This is a genomic window from Chryseobacterium paridis (assembly GCF_016595215.1).
Taxonomy (GTDB): domain Bacteria; phylum Bacteroidota; class Bacteroidia; order Flavobacteriales; family Weeksellaceae; genus Chryseobacterium; species Chryseobacterium paridis.
In genome coordinates this window covers 771,384-787,908 of the sequence record NZ_JAENHK010000010.1, presented here as the reverse complement: position 1 = coordinate 787,908, position 16,525 = coordinate 771,384, and the positions used below count along the sequence as shown (strand labels likewise).

Genomic DNA, 16,525 nt, shown 5'->3' with positions numbered 1-16,525 from the left:
ACAGTGGTTTAGTTTTTGTTTGTTATTAGTACTAAGTTTTATACATTACCACACGAAAGGATCAATGAAGTATCAGAAGAGGAGGGCGAAAAAATTACCTTCCAAGAAATAAATCTTCAATATTTTTTGCTTTAATCATATTCTCTTGAATTTCTTTATTATCGATAAATTTATTGAGTATCAATTTCAATTCTTCAAGAGTATACTTTTTTTCCAGCTTTTCAAATATATATTCTGCCTTTTTTGAAAAAGGTAAAAATCGAATTATTCCTGAAAGATCTTTTTTTCCTACTATTTTAAATGTATTTCCATTACTATCAATTATTGTATGATTTAAAATTTCATTATTAAAATAATCATTGGATTTAGAATAATAAAATTCATCAATAAACAAAGGGTCTTCTTTTATATAATCCATACTTCCTTTATAATCAATATCAAAAGCTGGAAATTTTGGTTTAATATATTCCATCATAAATTTCATAAGTTCCAATTGATTCATCTAGCATGTCGCCTAAGCCCTTTGCTTCACCATTAATTAAGTAATTTGCTCCCATTGTTCCAAAATCTGCAATAAACCAGGCGCCTGCTACTATTGAACCAACACCTGAGGTTGATAGTCCCAACATAAATCCATTTACAAAATGAGATGGTTTAATTTCTCCAGATAAAATAATATCTGCTCCAAGTAAAATACCTCCAGCTTTTGTTAATTTTGAACTAATATTTCTTATATTTTTCACTTTTTCTAACTGGCTGAGTCTTGCTGTTTTCGCAAAATTATTATTCCAATAATTTTTTCCATTTTTCATTTTATTCCATGGGGTTATAATTTTTTGCTTTCCATTAGGTTGATATCTCCATAATTCATTACTCAAATGATACTGACCCCTATAAACTGTATACGCGGAAGTTGCCCCAACCGCAGTATTGGTTAACCAAATACTTGAAGAAATATCATTTTCAATTCCAGCATAACTAGAAGATGAAGAAGATTTTGATGTACCAACTGAAACTTCCTCAATTTGCCCTTCTTTATAGGAAATACCAGCTCCATTATTATCTATCCACATATTACCATTCCATGTGAAAGTTCCATCATTATCAACCCATTTTTCTCTTTTTTCTGTTCCTGGCCGTTCTGGATATGCTAACACATTATTTCCTTTTTCAAACAAACCAGTTGGATCAGAAAAATAAACAGGATTATTAAAAGCGAAACGGTATGGGGTCAGATTAGGCATTATTTCAGAAATTCTATCCTGAGATACAAAACGACCAATATCAGGAGCATAATGTCTGAAGTCCATAGACACAAAACCGGTTTCCTGAAGTTCTTTACCATTGTACTTATAATTTTTAAAACTACTTGGCCCAAAGAAGGCATTTCCTGTTTTCAGATGATTCATTCCAAAAGGATAATAATCGTTGCTGTCTAAAATTTCAACTGCTCCTGTGGTATTTTTGAGATAACTTAATCTCACATTCCCTAGATGATCGGTGGTTTATTATCTGCTACGAAGTTACAAACTTCGCAGAGCGGTGTTATTTAATCAATAATCCTATTATAATAGCTATAGGTATCAAAAGAAGTCCCACTAAATTATTCTTTATTCCCTCTTGCATTGTGTTAGAATTATAAGATTCAGCCATTTTTTTTGAATTACATTTATATACAAAAATCCATCTAATAAATGCTCCAAATCCTCCAAATACAAAATCAATCATTTTTATCTTTTTTAGGGCCTAACTGATATGTTCCTTTTTTTACAGCAGTTTTGGCAGCTGTATTTACTCCCCAATTGCCAACAGCATTTCCTACAGCACCAAACTTAGTAAATGGCTTAAATCCAAAACTAACTCCCGCAGTCATTGCTTCAACACCAGGTACTGCTAATTTTTCAAATTTATCAGCTTCAGACATTATAGTGCTTCCATCTTTATATTCTAGCGTTTTCTGCCATTTACCGTCCTTGAACCCCCTTAGAGTTATATCCATTTTTATATGTTTATCCCCAACATCTCCCGTTTCAATCATGTCAGATATTGCAAGTCCAGTTCCATAAAAAAGGTATCCTACAACTTGAATCCCTTCAACCGGTTTTGAAATAACATTATCTGCTAAAAGATTCCATCCTTTTCTAATTGAAGAAGGACTTGACTTAAATGTAGCTGTAACTTCTGCAATATCTTTAACTTTACCATTTTCTACAGGTAATCCACCACCAGAAGCAGAATCGTCATATACATTTCCATCTGCTGCGTAAGTTAAATTTCCTACTTGAGACGTTTCACCTACATATTCCCCTTCAACTCCTTTATCAGTCATATCTTGTTGACTCTGAATATCACTTCTGAACTCCATGTCGCCAAAAGAGTTTTTGAACCAATCTGTACCCTGTCTTCCATCAGGATCAATAAATCTAATTGGATTATTATAAGCATAGTTATAGGTGCTCCATCTTCTCGAAGTTTCTGTAAGAGGATCAATCACCCCCCATCTACCTATATCCGACATATATAATCTCGCCCCATAATCATACATTCCAGTCTCTTGTAATTCCTTCCCATTGTATTTGTAATTTTTAAAACTACTTGGTCCAAAGAAGGCATTTCCTGTTTTCAGATGATTCATTCCAAAAGGATAATAATCGTTGCTGTCTAAAATTTCAACTGCTCCTGTGGTGTTTTTAGCATAACTTAGCCTTATATTCCCTAGATGATCTTTATATTGATAAATATAACGTTTATTTATGTAATCATAAAATCCTTCTGTAGTTGGGAAAAATTGTAATGTGGGAACTGCTAAATCAGCAGTAATCAAAGTTTCATAAGGACCAGTCTCAGGTTCACGATCTCCTGTAGGAGTAAATGCTTCTGGTTCATATGCTCTGCTTGTCATCATTTCTGAACCGCCTCCGCCTCCTGAGCTCGTAGAGGTAGTTTTTAAATATTGAAATCCATCCAGATAATCAGTTTCCTGCGTATTCGTATCAGTTCCCGAAAAACCTGTAGAAGTTTTGATGTTTTCTTTTTTTAGTTTTACGCCATCGGCTCGGTATTTTGTTTTGATATATGTTGTTATTTGACCCCAATCGATATTGATAGAATTGGGAAGGTTCAGGTAATTATAACTAATTCCTGTAATTTGCTTGTCCGTCATATTTTTCATATTCCCATTCAAATCATATTCAATAGGCGAACCTTGGGTGCCTTCGTAACCAGTCTTATTTCCACTTTCATCTTTGATTTTTGTTGCCTGATTCCCTCTGTAGGTATAATTGAGGTTGTCAATGACGGTAGGAGTCGTGTTATTATTTTCAATAACAGAAGTCCTGTAAAGATTAATAATATTTCCGTTCAAGTCATAGGACAGGGATTCGATATTTTCCCTACTGTTAGGATTATTGGGGTTCTGGTAATAACCTGCAGTCAATCTGTTTAATGCATCATAAGCATAACCATATCTTTTTGGAGTAAGGGAGGGATTAACTCCTAAACTTTCAACGATTCGCCAATCTACTTCAACGATATTTCCATTGAATTTCGGTTTTACATCTTTTCCAGCAAATAATGAAGGTGATGGATTAGTGATTCCTTGTTTCTGTTCATATTTGATTTTATAAGAAAATAATTTTCCACCAAGATTAGGAACTAACATCTGATTTTTATTAATATCAGTAAGCCACCCTCTGATATTGTAGTCATAATCAATTTCCTGAAGGGGTGATGTTGTAGTTCCTCCAACCTTCTTGCTTTCTAATTGTGAAAGCTCATTATAAATATTCAGAGCTAGGATTTCAATAGGATTCGTATTTACCTGATGGGTATGTCTTAGAAGTCTATTTTGGTGGTCATAAGTAAATCTTTCCTGTATACTTATCTGAGGATCAGAAGCAAGCCTTTTATGATAAGTATTGGTTTGGATGATGGTCCCCGCGAAGTCAAGCCTATTGTTTACAATGGTAAAACCTCCTAAATGATTAATACTCCTGTTCCCTATGGATCTTCCTTTTGTATCATACCACATAAAATTCTTAGTCCACCCATCATCTTCTATATTTTTAACATAAGAAGCAGTTGGCAGTCCTTTAGTAGTATATTTACTGGATGGATTATCTGTTAAAAGCTTTTGTGAAAATACATTAGTTACTACAGGAGAATTTGGAGGATAAGTATCATAGTAATTAACTGAAAGAACTGTTTCAATATTATTAAAATAAAAATTACTGTAATAGATTTTCATTCCGTTTAATGTAAAACCTGTAGTATCATCCCTTGATTCTATGATTACTCTGCTATTGGCAATATCCTGCAGGCTTGCTCTACTTCCTCTTGCAATAAGACCTGTATAGACAGATCTTCCCAATTGATCGTACTTTGTTATCAGCCATCTTCCTTTATTTCGCAATTCAGCATCCTGAGTCATTATGAGTCTGTCAGTTTTATCATATACCATGTATTCCCAACCTTTGCCTGGTAGTTTTTTCTCTACCAATCTGCCTTTTCCATCATAACGGTATTGATAATATAGGTTTTCTACAGTCTCAGCTACGACAGTGGGTGCTGAAGCAAGTGGTGGAATAACAAAAGCTAACTGATTATACTCATTGTATACATAATAGGTGTCTGCATTTTCTGTAGCGCTAATAACTTTTCTGGATAGAATAAGTTGCCCTTGTCCATTCTTAAATTCTATTGTTTTATTACCATCCTCATCACTAACAGCATTTTTATAAAGCGTATTGGGTAAAAAATACTGAGGTAGCTTAACTGTAGTTACTGTCATTTTTTCCGTAGAATCCCATGTTGTGGCAGTTTCATATTTTCTTACATAATCTTTAGAAACATTCGCATCATATTCAAACTTTATGGGTTTATTATTCCATGCTGTTCCAACTTGTTTTTGTTCTAATATCCTATCCAAAGGTGAGTTTTCCAAACTCTTTTCAGCATAAATTTTTTCCTGTCCGTATATCCCTACCTGAGTAGCATTAGATAAAGGTGTTGGAACTATAGCGCCATTTAGGGTTTGAGCTTGTGGAACAGGTAGATAATCTTTGACTTGTCTTCCAAATCCATCATATTCGATATGAGTAACAACATCCCTTCCTTTTGGAGAAGCTTTAACATTAACGATCTGTTTAGGTCTTCCCAAGCCATCAAAGTATTGAACTGTATGAAACTGTTTGGCAGTAGCACTGCTTGTCTTTACAGAATCAATATAGGTTCTGGTTTGGATATAGTTTTCTGTATTGGGTAGGCTTTGGGAATAAGCAAAATTGATCATAAGAACCAAGGTGCTTACAGGAATTATTATTTTTTTCATTGTGTTAGTTTTTGTAATTGTATTTGAATTCTTTAACGATATTACCCGTCTTGGAATCCTGTCTTATCTCTTTCAATCGATTGGCAGTATCATAAATATAGACCTCTCGTATTCCTGATGGAGGTGTTACACTGGTAACTCCGATCAAAGGGTCATAAGTGTAAGTAGAAATCTGATAAGAAGATAAGCTAGTGTTTTTTCTGAAATTATCCAGCGCCGTTATCAACAAATTTTCTTTTGTTGGATCGGAAGCATCTTCATTCGAAGCATTTACAATAGCAGTAATTTGAGATTGTGGAATATCAGATAGTTTAGCCCCTTCTATTTTTGCGATGGGTTGTGTTTGGTTATATCCCCAAATGATTGTTGTGGAAATACCATCTTTTGTGGTGTATTGCTGGGTATTTCCTTTTGAATCATATTGATCAATTGTCTTTTCTGTAAATAAGCTATTATCTTGTAATATTCTTTTATATTCAGAAAGAAGTAATTGATTCCCATTAAAATTTTTGTAAAATTTTAAGTCACCTGTAATGAAATTTGAATTTTTATTAATTATGTTTCCAGTCTTTATAAATTTGTATCTCTCATCATTGGCCATTATTGTATTGTACTGTAAGCCCGATTCAAAAGGATATAAGTATTCTTCAGAGATAATTTCGGTAGGTAGTACTTTCGTTATACTTTTAATAGAATTATGCGAATCTAAATAATTGTAATTTTCTGTAGTAATAATACTTCCTTCATTAAAATAATCAGTTATTTTTTTACTTTTAATATTGTTTCTTAGCTTTCTATAATTTTCAGGAAGATAACTAAACTTTGGAGATGTACTATATCCGCCAGGATACCCTATTGGGTAATAGCTAAATTCTGTATCACGATCATATGTAGGGTAAGATGAAAGATTTTTTATTATTGGGTAATTATTTGGAAAAGAAGTTTCTTGATTTGAATATGTAATATTAGTTTCTTTTAATAAAACGTTATTTTTGTCATATATAAATTCATTTTTTAGATTTCCTATATGATCTTTTTTAAGTAAATAATTGAATTTCAGATTTCCTATACCATAATAATAAGGATAAAGGTTAATCAAAGTATTTGTAGGATTGTGCTTTCCTTCTAATTTCATTGGAAACTCATTTATAGAAGTATATTCATTAATCGTCTTACCTTTATTATCAATCAATTTACTTACTTTATCATATGTTACTACACTTCCTTTTATATAGTAAAGTTTGGAGTAGAAATTTTGTGGTCTAGCTTCCACCATATTATTAGAGGCGAAAGAAAATTGTTGATGTCCATTATAGGTTGGTAAACTGATTACCCTTCCATTTTCGTACACATATTTAATCGAATAATTAGAATAACCATCTGTGACATCTATCTTCGAGATTCTAATTCCTCCACCTTGGATATTATTTCCTTTCCAAGAAAATGAGTTTAACTCATAATTAAAGTATTGTTTTGCTTTAGTAGGATACTCTATAGCTTTTAAACTCCATGCTCTGCTATTTTGTAGATTAGATAAAGTTTGTTCATATCCGATATCGGAAATAGGATTTAATGATGGTATTTTTATTGTGGAGACATACGTAAGCTTATCACTACTGTTGGCGATATCATCCGTATATGTAAACATTTTTGGTTTTTTGGGTAGAATAACACCATAATTAGTTGATTCAGAAGTTTGAGAATCAGAAAGAGAAGATTTGTATCCAAAGGGATCTTGTCTATAGGATCCTATTTGAGGTAAAAAAGAATCTTCATAGTATTCAAATTTATATTCTTCTTTTTCATTGGGTTTAGTAGATGGGGATTTTACCATACTAACCAGTTTCAATCGCTTGCATTGCTCCATATTTCTCTGTAAATTTGGATTTGTACATTGAGAGTTAAAATATTCATAGTTGAAACTGTACATATTTATTACTCTATTGTTTTTATCTTTAATATATATTTCTGATAAAAGTGGATCTGGATAATAAGTACTAAAGTTTGTAGGACTATTAATTAGAATATCTAAAGACTTGCTATCTTCTCGTGTTTTTAAATAAATAAATTCGATTTGTTCTTTATCTGTAACTATTTTAGATATAAGTTTTTTCATGTAAATATCATAATCTCTACTGTATCCATCTACAATCTTAGAAGGAATTGGGTAATCACCAGATATTCCAGGTAGTATCATGTTAAAAGTTTGAGAATGTCTTATATAACTGTTAGAACCTGCTAACTCTTCGTAAAGAAAAATTACTTTTTTTTGTGTTAAGTTGTCATTTATACTGGTAATATTATATTTAGGGATCAACCTTTCAATGTTACTTGAAGTGTTCCCCCAGCATGGCGTACCATCTAATGGACACGTATCAGGCAAGGTCATTAAACTGACAGGAATACTATAATCAGCATCCCGAAAACTATATGTATACCTATTAAAAATAATGTCAATCGATTTAGTTTCTTTATAAGTTTTAAAAATATTTTCACATTTATAGTCACTATAGTAGCCTAGGAGATAAGTTGGTGTATTTGGCCTTGAAGAGCACACTCCAGAAACTCCGGTAAAATTTCTGTAGTATCCATACTTTTTCACAAACTGTTCATCAAATCTTCCTTGAGTTAGAGAAATATTAATACCATTGTACGGTGAAATAAGAATGGGATTAAAAGATTTATCAATGTAAAATGAAGCTGTTCCTCCTTTAATATTGATATTATACAGATCAGGAGAATCAATTCCCCAAGACGGCCCTTCTGCTGCTAGATATCCGTGTAAATATTCCTTTAACCCATAAGTTTGTGTATACCCCCAGACAGATCTGTAATCTGGCATACCTACTATTTCCTTATTAATTACTGGGCCTGCATCTAAACTCCAGCCTAGACCAACTTCTGTTGCGAATTGATCTACTTTAACTCCTCCTGTATTATATAAGAGTTGTATTGGAATAACTAAACCATCTTGCTTTATTTCATATATTGGAATTGTAATATTTGCTTTTCCATTAAAGCCATCAACTTCAGTAGCATTTACCGTATTAAAATTAAAAATATCTCTTTTTTCAACGGGGGATGCTTGAAGAATATTTTCGGAAAATATTTTATTTGAGATATTTTTTTCTAGGTCTTCAGTTTCTATAAAATCTTTTTTTATAAGTTCATCAACATTTTGTGCAAAAGCAAAGGACTTTATAAAAAGTAAGATAATTGTTGTTTTAATTAATAGTTTCATTTTTTAATCAGTTTAGCATTAGCTGTTTTATTCGTATCTGTTTTGATCACCACCAGATAAGCTCCTTGTATTAATGACTGAGTATTAATCTTTGTTACTTTATTTTTAGTTTTCAAAGTCTGTAGCTGTCTTCCTCCCATATCGTACAAAGTGATATCTGCCTCCTTGAAATCAAAACCAATCTCCACATAAGCATAATCTGATACAGGATTCGGATAGATCTTGATATCCTGTTTTTCAATTAACTGATCAAGCTGTTTATCTCCAAGTTTGATAATCTTCCAGTTTTCTTTTCCAAGTTCTTCTGCGCTGGTTCCAGCTAAAATGATAGAACCATCTCTGTTTAGTTTGATATCAGATAATCTTTCTTCTCTTTTTCTGGACTCTCCCTTCACATATTTTCTCCACTGCTCATTACCATCCTGATTCAGATAGAGCATCCAGAATGTTTCATCGTTTGTTTCCATTCTTCCTTCAGCCTGAGTATATCCACCCAACAATATTCCTTTGGTTGATGACTTCCCACTTCCATCATCCTGCTTCCCGCTTATCACACTCATCCCCATTAAAATATCCCTGTTTTTAAAGTTGTGAGATTTTTGCCATTGTTCATCACCTCTTTCATTCAAAGAGATTAGCCATAAGTCAGTTCCCTCTTCAATTCCTACAGTCTTATTTCCTGATCTCTCACTTCTTGATTCTCCTCCGATGATATAGCCATTTGAAGTCAAAGCCAGTGTTCTTAAATGATCATCACTCTTTCCGCCAAAGTTCTTTTCCCATTCTACTTTTCCGTCTTTGTTGAGCTTTACGATCCAGTAATCTCCTTCACCCTCATTGGTCGTGGTCTTTGGGTAGCGAGATACGGGATTCGAGGTTCCTGTGGTTGGGCTTTCATTCATGGAACTCGAATCCCGAACCTCGGAACTCCTCGAATAGATCCCTAATAATGCCCCACCATCTTTCGTTGGGATCATTTTCTTTATTTCATCTAATCCTCTTCCACCTAAAATAAGTTGTGATAATTCTTTTCCGTTTTTATCAAGCCTGGTGATCCAAACATCCTTTGAACCATAACCAGATATCGTTTGTGTCGAAGTTTCCTGAGGCTCTTGAAGTGAACTTTGCACATTCCCAGCTACAAAAAATCCTAAATCTGTTGTTTGAATAACAGCCCTAGCTTCTTCGTCAGCAGAAGTTCCTAAAGTTTTCTGCCACAATTCATCACCAAATTCATTGATTCTGATGAGCCAAATATCCGATCCTCCCTTGGAATCATCTTTTTTATCAAGACCTTTTCCTGAGTATGAGGTTCCTAAAAGTAAGAATCCCCCATCCTGAGTAGTCACTGTAGCAGAAAGATAATCATGGTTTTGTCCTGCAAAATATTTCTCCCAAACCTGATCACCTTGCTGATTCAGTTTTACCAAATGAAAATCATATCCGTTATTTTGCCTGGCATTACTTCCAGCATCCAGCTTCGAACTTCCAGCTTGTATAACACTTCCCGTAATCAAATACTGCTGATCAATAGTTGTTGTCACCTGGCTAAGAAAATCCTGAGTAGAAGAATTAATATTTTTTTGCCAGATCACTTCCTGAGCATTGAGGCCCAAAATAGTGCATACCAAAAATGCACTGAAGTAGAGTTTCTTCATTGGTAAACATTTGTGTTTCTTGTTAATGGCAGCTAATCTAAATGATTCATTCAACTGCATCAAAGAAAATATGTGCTTATTTTATTTTTGAACAAACAATGTGGAGAATCGTTAAGTGAATTTAATTTTACAAATGAAATTTTAAGTATCTATCTAATAATGGAAATCTTTTTAATGTAAGAAAGAAATAAATGAAATTTTGATTTAGATATTAATTTCACCTTTTGGTAAATATTGTAGAAGCATATTAAAAAAATTAAATGAGTTAAAAGAATCAAAGGAATATTTTTAGTAAAAGAAGAGCCTTACACAAGGCAAGACTCTGTTTTGGCTCTCTTTTTTTTCGCAATTTTCTCCGAATTTAATGGAGAAGGGCCTTTATAGGTAACAAGATTAAAAATATACGTGATAGTATAAATAAATTTTCCCCAGTATTTTTGATGGATGCATTATTACATTAAAATACTAGCCTTACACAATCTGCACATTCAATCCTCTAAAAGATTCCAGTTCACTATCATCAGCCGATAAATCCGTAATTAGCACATCAAGATCTTCAATATTACAGATCTTAAGAGGTTCTGTGCGACGAAGTTTGCTTTGATTGGCGAGTGCAATTGTTTTCTTTGATGATCGGATCATGGTCCTTTTGGTTTCCGCGTCAGTGACGGAAGTTGCTGATGCTCCAAAATCGGCGTCTATTGCACAGGTTCCCATAATGAAGAGGTCTGCAATAAATTGGGATGCTTCCCGACAAGTTGTATTTCCTGTGGTAACAGCTAAATCTTCGTCATATACTCCACCCAGAAGGATCAGCTCTACTCTTTTGAATTTACTCAGGATAGGAATAAGTGAAGTGTTGTTTGTTATAACACGGATATTGATATCAGCAGGCATATAATTCGCAACTGCACAGGCAGTAGTTCCTCCATCTAAAAATATCGTCATACCGTCTTTGATGAATTGCTGTGCCTTTAAAGCAATAACGTTTTTTTCATCGGCTAAAAAAGACTGTCTGTCATGGAATGAAAGCGGATCTTTTTCTCTTAATATTGCACCACCACGAACCTTCGATAAAAGACCATTTCGATGAAGTTGTTCTATATCTCTTCGTATCGTATCTTCAGACACATTAAGACCTGATGCCAGGCCTTCAAACGTAACCTTCTTTTTTTTCTTTAGTTGAGTCAATATGACCTCAAAACGTTCTTCTTTTAACATGATGGCTGGTTATTTCTGAATTTATAGATGATAGCGACCAAAACAAACAGCAAAGCTATGATTTCGAATGCAACGGTCAAAGAAAAATGATGGGCAATAAAGCCTAATAAAGCTGGCCCTGCAAGCGATCCCGCATATCCTATTGTTGTAATCGCGGGGATAGCAACAGTTGACGAGATTCCGGAAATTCTTCCGCCTTCACTGAAGAAGACAGGAACAATGTTCGCTGCGCCTAATCCCAATAATATAAACCCTACCAATGATAAAGGAATCCATGGACTGAAAGTTAAAAGTATCACCCCTACCGAAGCTACAATACTTCCACCGACCACTACCCAACTGCTGCTTAACCTGCTCACAAGAGAATCTCCGGATAATCTCATCACAGCCATGGCTACAGAAAATGCAGCGTACCCTATTCCGGAAAGCTCAGGCTCAATTCCTTTATCATCTCTTAGAAATACAGCACTCCAATCCAGCATTGCTCCTTCGGATAAAAAAACAATAAAACACATGATGCCTAATATCAGAACCCTAGAATCCAGCCATTGAAAACCGGTTGTACTTTTGCTTTCCACATCAACATGAGAGAATTTAAAGATGATTTTTCTTTCTGTTTCATAATCAAAAAGATGCCGAAACTGAATCACCAGGAGAAAAATAAGTAAGATCGATATACTTATGGCAGCATAGATTGGATTCAGTCCCAGCTTCATCAGGAAACCTAAGCCAAGTGATCCGAAAAGCCCACCCACACTGAATAATCCATGCAAAGAAGACATGATCGGTTTTCCATATTCATTCTGAACCTGTACACCATGGGCATTCATGGCAACATCAATGGTTCCTATGCTGCATCCAAAAGCAAAAAGAATAGCTCCCATAACGTAAATATCCGATATGATTAATAACCATGGAAGAAGAAGAGCGCTTAACAAAACACTTATAGCAATAACCTTTCTGCTGCCTATTTTGTTAATCATCATTCCTGATAATGGCATCATCAACAATGCTCCACCTCCTAGTAAAAGAAGCAATAATCCTAAATCAGCTTCATTCAATCCAAGCCTGTCTTTGGCAAGTGGAACCATCGGAGCCCAACTTGCTATTCCCAGTCCACAAACTAAAAATATCAATTGGGTCGCTGTTTTCGCCTTTTTTATTTTTGGGTCAATCTTCATTGAATTATTTTATATTGCAATATTATGCAAATTTGCATAATATTGCAAATGTATTTTAAGAAGAATGTTTAAAAATTTAAAATTAAAAAAATGAAATTTGATCATTTTGCCCTTTGGTGCAATAATATAGAGCTGATGCGAAATTTCTATACAGCTTACTTTGAAATGGAAAGTAATAAGGGGTATGAAAATCCCGTGAAACAATTTGCTTCTTATTTTTTATCCTTTAAAAATAATTCTTCAGCAAGACTGGAACTGATGAAGCGTCCGGATATTGCAGAGAATAATAACAGAGGACTGACCATGGGATATGCTCATTTAGCAATATCTGTTGGAGATAAAAATAAAGTAGACGAATTAACAAACAGATTGCGCAATGATGGATATTGCATTGTCGGAGAGCCCAGAACTACAGGAGATGGATACTATGAAAGCATTGTAGAAGATCCGGAAGGTAATTGGATCGAGATTACAGAATAATATAAAATAGAAACAGAGTTCAAAAACAAAACAGCCCTGTAATAGGGCTGTTTTTATATTTTTTTACATTCCCACATCATATCTAAATGTGGGAATTGATTTCCTGAATGCCTTCTATTGTTTTAAATTCATCCAGTGCAGACAATATGCTGGAGGGTGCTGAATTAAAATCAAAAGTTACTTTCAGTTCATCGGACGTATGATCTTTGTTGGTGTGTATAAATATTTCACTTGCCACCAATTCATATTTAGTAAATATACTTTCAATCTGAGCTAAACTGATCAGCTTAGAGTTATAAGATAATATCATGGTCTTACCCCTCGTACTTTTAAAAAATTTTTTCTCAAATGGTTTTAGAAGGGCCAGGATGATGAGTATGATAAGAGTTGCTATAAAAGCAGGAAAATATAAACCTCCCCCAATGGCTAATCCAATTCCGGCAACAGCCCATAAACCTGCTGCAGTAGTAAGTCCGACTATAATCTGTGGTCTGAGAAAAAGAATGGTACCCGCACCTAAGAAACCTATTCCACTGATTACCTGTGCAGCAATTCTGGAAGGGTCAAGCACTATTGAAGGTTTTCCCATAATATCATTAAAACCAAATGCTGAAACAATCATAATTAAGGCCGAGCCTACACATACCAACATGTGGGTTCTTAAACCTGCAACTCCTTCTTTTCGTTGTCTGTCCCAGCCTACAAGTCCACCAAATACAGCAGCAACAAGTAAACGGATAGCTATCTCCTGATTAGTTAAGTTGTAATTAAGCATATTCTTTAGAATTAAAGTTGAACGAATATTTGTGAGTGTTTTTACTATTTGTGCATAGTTTTTAAAAGGATATAAAACAACTCATAGGGATTTATTCGCAAAAACGATACCATTCTGGGGAATTGTTAAATCGTTAAAAGGCAAAATTGCTGAATCGCAAAAAGGCGGTGCAGAGGAAATTGTAAATTTGTAGTTACTATTATGCAATTAGCCACTTTACAAATTCACAAATTCACAAATTCACAAATCCGCGATTTTGCCTTTTCGCCTTTTTGCCATTTCACTATACAGTCCTTATATTCTTCACATAAACCGATCCTATTGCGAATAGGCAGATTATTCCTACAATAAATCCTCCCAGAACATCTGTAAACCAATGAGCACCCAAATAGATTCGGGAAAAGGCTCCGAAAAAGATCATTAAAAGACACAGGGTTATAAGTAGTATTCTAATGGTGTATTTTATTTTGGTCATGTGGAGGAAAATAAGAATTAATGCTCCGAAAAAAGTAGTATAAAATAAAACGTGTCCACTCGGGAAACTCTGATATTGTGTTTTTTCTAAAAGAACCACCAGATCCTGAGAAGGACGAGGTCTGTTGATGAGTATCTTCAAAATTAATCCGACGATACCGGAGAGTAATGTAGATAAAATAAACAAGGCTTCTTTTTTATACTTAAATACCACAAAAACAAGGGAGGTTAAGAATACCATTACAATAGATACCGGCGTTCTTCCCAGCCAGCTGATTCCTATCATCAATGTATCCAGATTCTGAGTTTGACTTTCCTGAATCTCCCTGGAAATATGAAGATCTATATATTCCGGAGAAATGAATGTAACAAATAGGCTTAACAGAATAAAGATAACAACCAGACTAATGAAAGTTGCGTTAAATAAAAGCTTTTTATTGGCTTCCAAAAATGGGATGAATTTCATGTTTTTTAAATTAATCAGTGCAAGATAGCAGTCAGATTTTGAATTAATTTGGAATGCATGTGCAGGCAACCAACAGGCCCAATCAATCCAATTATTTTCATCATTACAATGCTAAAGACTCTTTCACAACAAAATGTATGCTATTGATTATATTAAAATAAAAAAACCGGAGCATTTTAAATACTCCGGCCACAAATTGCTAAATAATTTGCTAATATGAATGAACTGTGTGTTTTAATCGTTTTGCTTGATCTGTGGATTGTTATTGATCTCTTTATTAGGGATCTGGAACCTGAACTTATCTGGTGTCAGATTGAATTTTCCGAAAGTATGATTGCTTCCCGGGTAAATCCTTTCAAGAGGAACATTTAATCTTTTCATATCAAACCAATCGTAGCCTTCTCCCCAAAGCTCTATCCTTTTCTGTAGGATAATTTCATTAATTAATTCATTTCCTGTTTTTGTTGACAAGGTATAAGCGTTATTCCTTTTTGATGTGATTTCAAATAAAACCTGTCTTGCTTCAGTCTCTCTGCCCTGTCTTGCCAATGCTTCAGCTTGTATATAATAAAGTGAGGAGGCTCTTATATAGATGTAATCTCCTTCAAAAAGACTTGGATCTTTAAATTTCCAGCTCACATATGGAGGATAGTTTTTTGTTTTTGCATTAAAAGTATAGGTTGCGCTTTGAGCTCCATTGAATACTTTTTTACGGTAATCCGTTTCTGGTACAGCCTCATAAAGACGTTTGTCAATCAGCTTGTGAATTTTTGCTGCACCAGCATATCCTTCGTTTGTATTATCAAACATGGAGAAAAATGAGGCATAGTAATTCCCAATACTCATCGTAGAGATGGTGTTATGGAAACCCCATAATACTTCCGGATTGTTGATGTTTGAAAACCCTGTAGTGGTGTAATCATTTTCGGTCATCAGCGCTATTCCCTGTTTTCCTTCATCAGCATACTTTCCGGCTTTAATATAATCTCCAGTTTCCAAATAGATTTCAGAGGCAATAGCTTTTGCCGTTCTTTGGTCTATCTGAGCTCTGGATGGACGTGCATAGCTGTCCAGAAGCACAATAGATTCCTCAATATCGCTAATGATCTGTTTGTACACATCGGATACGATCGCCCTTGAAAGTCCTTGGTTTGGATTATTAGTTGTAAGAACCAAAGGAACTCCAGGCTCTGACTGATGGTTTTTATAATCGTTGGCATAAAAACGGATCAGATAAAAATAGGAATATGCTCTTAAGGCAAGTAACTGTCCTTTGATTGCTTTATTATTGGCATTACCATTCTTTTTCAGATCATCAAGAAGTTTGTTAATCACAAATATCCTTGCATAAAAAGTAGTCCATACAAATTCTGATGCAGAATTACTGGCATTGGTAGCATCATAATTGTAGAACATTCCTAAATGCTGATTGGTAGATTGTATGACATCATTAGACATCAGGTCGGATCCTGCTTTAATGGCCATAATACCAAAGTCCGAGTGTAAAGTAGTACCTCCGGCTCCATTACTTCGAAGATCCAGGTATATTCCACCCAGAATTTTTTCCGGGGATGATTGATCATTGTTCAATTGTTCACCGGATATATCTCCATCGGGAACTGTATTCAGATCATTGGCGCAGCTATTCATAATAACCCCTATGAATATTGCTGCTATAAAGTATTGTATTGTTTTCATAT

The 16,525-nt window shown here is 34.3% G+C and carries 12 protein-coding genes; 1 reads left to right on the top strand and 11 read right to left on the bottom strand.

The genetic code is table 11. The features are described from left to right. Window positions 1-94 precede the first annotated feature (94 nt). From JHL15_RS12990 to JHL15_RS12955, 8 genes are all read right to left on the bottom strand, one after another. Window positions 95-475, bottom strand: a complete 381-nt coding sequence (locus JHL15_RS12990; protein ID WP_200246339.1) for a hypothetical protein — start codon at window positions 473-475, stop codon at window positions 95-97. Further along, window positions 459-1,484 carry an RHS repeat domain-containing protein gene (locus JHL15_RS12985; protein ID WP_200246337.1) on the bottom strand — a complete coding sequence of 342 codons (1,026 nt, stop codon included), beginning with the start codon at window positions 1,482-1,484 and terminating at the stop codon, window positions 459-461. Before JHL15_RS12985 ends, JHL15_RS12990 begins: the two co-directional genes overlap by 17 nt. Window positions 1,485-1,545: 61 nt before the next feature. Then, window positions 1,546-1,728, bottom strand: a complete 183-nt coding sequence (locus tag JHL15_RS12980) for a hypothetical protein (RefSeq protein ID WP_200246335.1) — start codon at window positions 1,726-1,728, stop codon at window positions 1,546-1,548. Continuing rightward, a complete protein-coding gene (locus JHL15_RS12975) occupies window positions 1,721-5,329 on the bottom strand; it encodes a DUF6443 domain-containing protein (protein WP_200246333.1) in 3,609 nt (1,202 codons plus the stop codon). The genes JHL15_RS12980 and JHL15_RS12975 overlap by 8 nt, the downstream gene beginning before the upstream one ends. Before the next feature lie 4 nt (window positions 5,330-5,333). Then, a complete protein-coding gene (locus JHL15_RS12970; RefSeq protein WP_200246331.1) occupies window positions 5,334-8,570 on the bottom strand; it encodes a hypothetical protein in 3,237 nt (1,078 codons plus the stop codon). Next, on the bottom strand, window positions 8,567-10,228 hold the full coding sequence (locus tag JHL15_RS12965; protein WP_200246329.1) for a T9SS type A sorting domain-containing protein: 1,662 nt from the start codon (window positions 10,226-10,228) through the stop codon (window positions 8,567-8,569). Before JHL15_RS12965 ends, JHL15_RS12970 begins: the two co-directional genes overlap by 4 nt. A gap of 471 nt (window positions 10,229-10,699) precedes the next feature. Next, window positions 10,700-11,449, bottom strand: coding sequence for a DeoR/GlpR family DNA-binding transcription regulator (locus tag JHL15_RS12960; protein ID WP_200246325.1), 750 nt, complete (start codon window positions 11,447-11,449; stop codon window positions 10,700-10,702). After that, window positions 11,443-12,630 carry an MFS transporter gene (locus JHL15_RS12955; RefSeq protein ID WP_200246323.1) on the bottom strand — a complete coding sequence of 396 codons (1,188 nt, stop codon included), beginning with the start codon at window positions 12,628-12,630 and terminating at the stop codon, window positions 11,443-11,445. Before JHL15_RS12955 ends, JHL15_RS12960 begins: the two co-directional genes overlap by 7 nt. A gap of 90 nt (window positions 12,631-12,720) precedes the next feature. Between JHL15_RS12955 and JHL15_RS12950 the strand changes: the two genes are divergently transcribed. Further along, a complete protein-coding gene (locus tag JHL15_RS12950) occupies window positions 12,721-13,110 on the top strand; it encodes a VOC family protein (RefSeq protein WP_200246321.1) in 390 nt (129 codons plus the stop codon). An 82-nt stretch (window positions 13,111-13,192) separates the two neighbouring features. On the opposite strand, the gene JHL15_RS12945 is transcribed toward JHL15_RS12950, so the two are convergent. The 3 genes from JHL15_RS12945 to JHL15_RS12935 form a co-directional block, all read right to left on the bottom strand. After that, on the bottom strand, window positions 13,193-13,885 hold the full coding sequence (locus tag JHL15_RS12945) for an MgtC/SapB family protein (protein WP_200246319.1): 693 nt from the start codon (window positions 13,883-13,885) through the stop codon (window positions 13,193-13,195). A 283-nt stretch (window positions 13,886-14,168) separates the two neighbouring features. After that, on the bottom strand, window positions 14,169-14,825 hold the full coding sequence (locus tag JHL15_RS12940) for a phosphatase PAP2 family protein (RefSeq protein ID WP_200246317.1): 657 nt from the start codon (window positions 14,823-14,825) through the stop codon (window positions 14,169-14,171). A 234-nt stretch (window positions 14,826-15,059) separates the two neighbouring features. Next, entirely contained in the window at window positions 15,060-16,523 is a 1,464-nt protein-coding gene (locus JHL15_RS12935; RefSeq protein ID WP_200246315.1) for a RagB/SusD family nutrient uptake outer membrane protein, read from the bottom strand. Window positions 16,524-16,525 lie beyond the last annotated feature (2 nt).